Raw genomic sequence first — 6,870 nt, 5'->3', positions numbered from 1 at the left:
CGCTCACCGGCGGCTGGGCGGACATGCGCAGCGTCCGCCGCGCCCGGGACCGCGTGCTGCCGCGGATCTCCGCATCCGAACGCTCGCAGGAGACCGCTTTCGGCGCCGCCCGGATCGCCTCCCGACTGCTTCCGGCTGATCGCGCGGCCTGAGCACCCCGGCCTGAAGACCCGGCCCGAGGACTCCGACCTGATCTCCCCCGGCCCGACCGCACCCGAACCCGCAACGCAGGAGGAACACCGATGAACGCACTGACGACGCCCGAACGCCGGGGCCTGGCGACGATCTCCACCCCGGCGGGCCGGATGCTGATCGTCGCCGCCGACCAGCGCAACGGCATGAAGGCCGCGATGAAGGACGCACCGGAGGCCGGCATCAGCGCCGGTGAGCTGGCGCAGGCCAAGGCCGACCTCGTCCGGTTCCTCGCCAACCGGGCGCCTGCCATCCTGCTCGACGCCGAGGTCGCGCTGCCCGGCGTGGTCGACGACGGCACGCTCGCGCGGGACACCGGCCTGGTCGTCGGCATGGACGCGTCCGGCTACGAGACCGTCGAGGGCTTGCGCCACACGCGCTACGTGGACGGCGTGACGGCGCGCCGCGTCCGCGACCTCGGTGGCGATGTCGCGAAGATGCTCTTCTACACCCGCCCGGACCGCCAGGGCCCGGAATCGTTGGTGGCGCAGCAGATTCGCGACCTGGTGCGGGAGTGCGCGGACGAGGGCGTGCTGCTGATCGTCGAGCTGCTCACCTACCAGCTCGACGACGAGTCGGACGAAGCCTACGCGGCCGCGTTCCCGAAGCTGGTCGCCGATGGCGCGCGGCTGGCCGTGGAGTGCGGAGCGAAGGTGCTGAAGCTGCAGTACCCGGGCTCGGCCGAGGCGTGCGCCGCGGTGACCGAAGCCGCCGACGGCGTGCCGTGGGCGGTGCTGTCGGCCGGAGTAGACCACGAAACGTTCGTCGGCCAGGTCAAGGTCGCGGTCGACAACGGTGCCGCCGGCGCGATGGCCGGGCGTTCGCTGTGGAAGGACAGCCTCTCGATCAGCCACGACATCCGCGGGCGGCAGCTCACCGAGCGGGCGCTGCCGCGGTTGCGGGAACTCGAAGCCGCAGTCGACGCGTAGCGGGCCGGGAGCGCACCGGCACCGTCGGCGCCGGTGCGCTGCGCGGCGAAGCGTCTCGCCGCCTTTCCCCGCCGGCTGCTGGAGATTCCGCAGCAGCGGTCATCGGCGTCGGCGGTCAGCCGCCCGATCCGAGCCTGCTCTTGATGTCGGGCTTGAGCACCTTCCCGATCTTCGACCGCGGCAGGTCCGGCCAGATGTCGAGCCGCTTCGGCGCCTTCACGCTGCCGAGCCGTTCCTTGACGAAAGCCGTCAGCTCGTGCGGCGTCGCCTGCTGCGCGGCGCGCAGCTGCACGACCGCCGTCACCTGCTCGCCCCACTTCTCGTCGGGCAGGCCGACCACCGCGGCGTCCTGCACCGCGGGGTGCGCCAGCAGCGCTTGCTCCACCTCGGCCGAGTACACGTTGAACCCACCGGTGATGATCATGTCCTTGGCGCGGTCGACGATGTAGAGGAAGCCGTCCTCGTCCAGGTAGCCGATGTCGCCGGTGTGGTGCCACCCGTGCTCGCTCACCTCCGCAGTGGCCTCGGGATCGTTGTGGTAACCCGCCATGACCAGCGGCCCGCGCACCACGACCTCGCCCCGCTGGCCCCTCGACAGCGGGGTGCCGGCCGCGTCCAGCACGGCGACCTGGGTCAGCGGGGTCGGGCGCCCCGCCGAAGTGAGCCGTTCGGTGGCGATCGACCCGTCCGGGCGGAAGTGCTCGGCCGGGGCGAGCGTCGAGATCATGTTCGGCGCCTCGGTCTGGCCGAACAACTGCCCGAGCACCGGCCCGATCCTGCTCAGCGCCTCCCGCAGGCGCGCCGGAGACATGGGAGCGGCGCCGTACCAGAGGCACCGGAGCGACTCCAGGTCCGCCGAATCGAGATCGGGGTGCTCCAGCAACCCGTAGATCACCGTCGGCGGCAGGAACGCGTGCGTGATGCGGTGCCGCTCGACGAGCCGCAGGAACTCGCCGAGGTCCGGGCTCGGCATGATGACGACTTCGCCGCCGAGCGCCATGATCGGGAAGGTGAGCACACCCGCGGAATGGGTCAGCGGCGCGAGCGCGAGGTACCGCGGCCGTTCGCCGAACGGGTAGCTCACCAGCGTCATCGCGGTCGCGGTCGCCATGTTGGTGCCGGTCAGCCGAACGCCCTTCGGCCTCCCCGTCGTGCCACCGGTTCCCGCGAGCATGGCGAGCTGATCGCCGGTGCGCGAGACCGCGGCCGGCTGCCGCTGGTGGCGTTCGACCCACGCGTCGAAGCTCTCGGCACCGTCGGCTTCGCCGTCGAGGCACACCAGGGTGGTCAGCTCCGGCAGCTCGCCGCGGATCCGCTCCACGAGCGGGGCGAACTTCTGCTGGAAGAACAGGCAGCGGCAGCCGAACATCTCCAGCAGCTGCCGGTTCTCGGCCGCCTCGTTGCGCGGATTGACCGGGCACCACACCGCTCCCGCGCGAGAAACGCCGAACACGCAGGTGAGCGCGAGCGGGTCGTTCGCCGACAACACCGCCACCCGGTCGCCTTCGCCGATCCCGGAGCCTTGCAGCGCCCCCGCGATCCGCCGGGACAGCTGCTGCACCTGCGCATAGGTGCGCGTTTCACCGTTGGTCGTCAAGCAGGGCTGATCGCCTCCGAGGGAGGCGCCCTTGTCCAAGTAGTCGGCCAGCTGCATCGCTACCTCGAAACGGGGGTCGCCGGTGCGCCGGCCGGCACGCGTGGCGGCCGGCGCACCCGGATCACTGGTGGACTTCCAGAATCGGCTCGAGCACCAGGCCGAACGCGCGCAGCGTGCCCAGCAGCTCCCGGTGCCCGAAGGCCTGGCAGCTGGAGGCGAACCCGGTCTTGCGCGGCGGCTGCTGCAGCAGTTCCGCGGCCGCGTGCACGTTCATCAGGGCGGTCTGCTTGTAGTTGCAGTTGCCGTGGATCACGCAGTGCGCGCGGCCCAGCGGCCCCGAGGCGTAGACCGAGTCGAGCGAGGTGTTGATGCGCGGGTTCTCCCGCGGCGGCATCTCACTGCGCACCTCGGCCGATGTCGCATCGATGACCCGGTACTTCTCCGCTGTGGACAGGCCTTCCATCTGCTGCAGCGCGGAGCTGACGATCTGCGGGACGGCCTGCATCAGCGGGCGGTTGAACACGCCGCCGAGCGCGCGCACGTTGGCCACTCGCGGATCGTTCTTGAACCAAACCGGATGCGAGGTGCCGCCCCACGGCAACGCGAGACCGAGCTCGTGCTGGCCGGGAACGGACAACTCGGTGGGCCACCCCTCCGCGGGCCAGGCCGCGTATTCGTTCTGCTCGAGGTAGTACGCCTCGGCGAACGCCGCGTTGGTGAGGATCGTGTTGGTCGAGGCGACCGTGGGATAGCCCTTCCAGAACACCTCGATGTCGAGGGTGTCCAGGCCGGGCGTTTCCAGGCAGATGTTGGCCGCGATCTCGCCGATGCTGTACATCTGCGCCAGCCCCGGGGTGAGCAGCAGCCCCCGCGCGGCGAACTCGGCGCCCCAGCGCTGCTCGGCGTCGATCATCCAGTTCTGCTCGCCGTTGGTGTCGGTGTAGTGCGCGCCGATGTCCAGGCACGCCTGCGCGACCTCGTGCCCGTAGCGGGCGAAGGGGCCGACGGTGTTGAGCACGACCGAGGCGCCCCGGAACCGCTCGGCCAGCGCCGCTGCGGTGTGCTCGACCTCGGCGACCTCGTACTCGACGGTCTCGATGCCGGGCACCGCGGCGACGGCGTCGGCGACGCGCTGCTGGTTCCGGCCCGCGGCCAGGAACGGGATGTTGTACTCGCGCAGGTACTCGCAGATCAGCCGCCCGGTGTAGCCGGATGCGCCGTAGACGACAACGCGCTTGTCAGTGGCCACGAAAAACTTCCTTCCGTACTGGGGTCTTTTAAGAAGCGGCGTCAGCCGCTTGCGGTGCGCGAGGACTCAGGCCGAACACCGGCGGGTTCTCAGGCGTCTTCTGGCGAGGACAGCGCCGACGCCGCGTAGGGAGTACGCAAACCGCTTCCTAAACACTCCTTATGTGAAACTCGCTTCGCGGAACCGGTCACATGCCCATGCCGCCGTCGACCGGCAGCCCCGCACCGGTGATGAACTTCGCGGCGTCGGAGGCGAGGAAGACCACGGCGTCGGCCATGTCGTCGACCTGCCCGAGGCGTCCCTGCGGGGTCTGCTCCACGACGGCTTGCGCGGCCGCTTCCGGGGACGGGAACAGACCGGCCGCGGCGCAGTCCGCCGCGAGCTGATTGCCCATCGCGGTAGGTGTGAGACCGGGGAAGATGCTGTTGACGCGGACGCCGTAGCCGAGCTTGCCGGACTCCGCGGCGGCGACGCGGGTGAGCCGGTCGATGCCCGACTTCGTCGCCGAGTACAGCGAGATGCCGGGGAAGGCGATCGTCGCGGCCACCGACGCGATGTTGATCACCGCGCCGCCGCGCCCGGCCGCGCCTCCGGGGCGCATGGCGCGGAATCCGTGCTTGACCCCGAGCGCGGTGCCGAGCACGTTGACCTCGAGCATCTTGCGCACGTCGGCCGGATCGAGATCGACGATCAGGCTGGTGATCTCCACGCCGGCGTTGTTCACCAGTACGTCGAACCCGCCGATCTCGCGGACCACGCCTTGGACCGCCTCGGTCCAGCTCGCCTCGTCGGTGACGTCCAGCTCGACGAACTCCGCGGTGGCGCCCGCGTCGCGCAGCGACTGCGCGGTCTGCTTGCCCTCGTCCTCGAGCACGTCGCCGATCACGACGTCGGCGCCCGCCTTGGCCAGCGCATCGGCCATGCCCGCGCCCAATCCGCGCGCACCCCCGGTCACCAGGGCTTTTCGGCCGGTCAGGGCATAACTGGTCATCCGAATCTCCTCGTTGAGATCGCTGCGTGCACGGCTCGCGAGATCGGCCGTGCGGTGTGGATCGCACCGTAGACAGCGTCTTTGACAGTCGTCAAGGATTCGTTGGACAGTCGTCAAGCAAGATCGGTACGCCTGCCGATACACTGTTCGCGGCAGCCGCATCGCGCGCACCGCAGCCGGCCGACAGGACGAGGACGTGACCGAAGCCCCCGAGGAAGTCCCCGAGAAAGTCACCGAGGAAGTCACCGAGACGAAGCAGCAGCGGATCGCCCGCCGCCAGGTCGACAAGTTCGAGGCGCGGCGCCGGGAACTCGCCGTCGCGACGCTGCACACGCTGGCCGACCTCGGCTACGCGCGGACGAGCCTGCGGGAGATCGCGCACAACTCCGAGTTCTCGCACGGGGTGCTGCACTACTACTTCGCGGACAAGCAGGACCTGGTCACCCAGGCGGTCCGGCAGTACGAGGCCGTGTGCGTCACCAGGTACGACGAGGTGATCGACAACGCCGCGAGCGCCGCGCAGCTGCGCGACGGATTCATCGCCAAGTACCTGGAAACGCTGCGCGCGGACGCGCCGCTGCACCGGCTCTGGTACGACCTGCGCAATCAAAGCCTGTTCGAGGCGTCCTTCCGCGAGGACGTGCGCGAGATCGACAAGCGGCGGGAAGAGATGATCTGGCGGGTGATCACCCGCTACGCCGAGCTTTCCGGTGCGCGACCGGCGATGTCTCCCGGCACCGCCTACGCGGTGTTCGACGGCGTTTTCCAGTCCGGGCTGCGGCATTCGCTCAGCGGGCGGGACGACGAGGTCGCACGCCTGGAAGCGGAGCTGCCCCGGGTGTTCGCGCTGGCGTTCGGCTGAACCTGCTGGTGTTCGCCCGGACCTTCGGCGGCGAGCTCAGATGGTGTGGCGGTGCTGCAGGTAGCGGAACATGGCGATGCCGGGCAGCACGGGCAGCCAGTAGGTCAGCAGCCGCGAGGTGAGCACGGCCGTCACCGCGGCGGTCGGCGGGACACCGATCGCCCCGAGGCCCGCGATCAGCACGGCTTCGACCGCTCCGAGCCCACCCGGCGACGGCGCGAGGTGGCCGAGGGTGTTGCCGATGACGAACACGACGATCGCCGACACCCAGGAGAAATCCGCGGAGATGGCGGCCAGGCACGCGGCCAGCCCTGCGCCGGAGACCACGAGGTAGCCGAGCGACCCGCCGAACAGCAGCGCCGCCCGCACCGGATGCCGCAGCACCGCGAACAGCTCGCGGGCGACCTCCACCGCGGACCCGACGATCCGCTTGCGCACGGCAGGAATCCCGAACACGACACCGACCGCGACGACCAGCACTCCCAGCGCCACGAACAGGGCGCTCGTCGGAATCCGCAGGTTCTGCACGACCCGGGACAACCCGCCGCTGAACAGCCCGATCACGCAGATCACGAAGGCGACCGCGCCGACAGCGGCCTGGTTGAGCATCGTGACGCCCACCGCCAGCGAGCGGCGGAACCCGAGGCGTTCCATGAACACGACGTTGATGGCGAAGAAGCCCGCGCCGCTCGGCGTCGTGCGCCCGGTGAAACCGGCGGCGACCTGGACCGCGAGGGTGCGCCAGAACGGCAGGGCGTTCGGGCTGGAGCCGAGCATGGAGATCGACGACATGAGGGTCGCCAGCAGCCCGGTGAGCACCGCGACCGCCAGCCATGCCCAGTCGGCGCGGCGCAACGCGTCCAGCACCCGGCCCATCCCGGACAGCTCCGGCAGCAGCAGGTAGATGCCCGCGGCGATCAGCAGGAGGCCGATCACGGTGCCCGGCCGCACCGGTGACCGCAGGCCCGGAACCGCGACTCCGGTGCGGTCCGCGAGCGTTTCGCGCAGCGCGGCCAGCCGGTAGCGCCCCTTCGGGGCCTGCGCGCTGAT

The 6,870-nt window shown here is 70.5% G+C and carries 6 protein-coding genes; 2 read left to right on the top strand and 4 right to left on the bottom strand.

All coding sequences use genetic code 11. The features are described from left to right. The first annotated feature begins 242 nt into the window (after positions 1 to 242). A complete protein-coding gene (locus tag IJH84_RS08480; protein ID WP_295142383.1) occupies positions 243 to 1,121 on the top strand; it encodes a tagatose-bisphosphate aldolase in 879 nt (292 codons plus the stop codon). A gap of 115 nt (positions 1,122 to 1,236) precedes the next feature. Here the strand turns inward: IJH84_RS08480 and IJH84_RS08475 are convergent, their stop codons facing one another. The 3 genes from IJH84_RS08475 to IJH84_RS08465 all read right to left on the bottom strand — a co-directional run bounded on the left by IJH84_RS08475 (position 1,237) and on the right by IJH84_RS08465 (position 4,958). Next, positions 1,237 to 2,775 (bottom strand): long-chain fatty acid--CoA ligase, encoded by a 1,539-nt coding sequence (locus tag IJH84_RS08475; protein ID WP_295142382.1) that lies wholly within the window; start codon positions 2,773 to 2,775, stop codon positions 1,237 to 1,239. A gap of 64 nt (positions 2,776 to 2,839) precedes the next feature. Then, the gene (locus IJH84_RS08470) at positions 2,840 to 3,967 is read right to left on the bottom strand and encodes a DUF5938 domain-containing protein (protein ID WP_295142380.1); all 1,128 of its coding nucleotides are present in this window, start codon (positions 3,965 to 3,967) and stop codon (positions 2,840 to 2,842) included. A gap of 187 nt (positions 3,968 to 4,154) precedes the next feature. Continuing rightward, the gene (locus IJH84_RS08465; RefSeq protein ID WP_200071717.1) at positions 4,155 to 4,958 is read right to left on the bottom strand and encodes an SDR family NAD(P)-dependent oxidoreductase; all 804 of its coding nucleotides are present in this window, start codon (positions 4,956 to 4,958) and stop codon (positions 4,155 to 4,157) included. A 265-nt stretch (positions 4,959 to 5,223) separates the two neighbouring features. On the opposite strand from IJH84_RS08465, the gene IJH84_RS08460 reads away from it, so the two are divergent. Next, positions 5,224 to 5,820: a TetR/AcrR family transcriptional regulator gene (locus IJH84_RS08460; RefSeq protein ID WP_295142385.1), complete on the top strand. Its 597-nt coding sequence runs from the start codon at positions 5,224 to 5,226 to the stop codon at positions 5,818 to 5,820. Positions 5,821 to 5,856: 36 nt separating this feature from the next. Here the strand turns inward: IJH84_RS08460 and IJH84_RS08455 are convergent. Further along, a partial coding sequence (locus IJH84_RS08455) for a lysylphosphatidylglycerol synthase transmembrane domain-containing protein (RefSeq protein WP_295142377.1) occupies positions 5,857 to 6,870 on the bottom strand: 1,014 nt, incomplete at its 5' end.

This window comes from Saccharopolyspora sp. (genome assembly GCF_017434145.1).
Classification (GTDB): domain Bacteria; phylum Actinomycetota; class Actinomycetes; order Mycobacteriales; family Pseudonocardiaceae; genus Saccharopolyspora_C; species Saccharopolyspora_C galaxeae.
The sequence above is the reverse complement of the archived record's forward strand: the minus strand, read 5'-3'. Positions and strand labels throughout refer to the sequence as shown.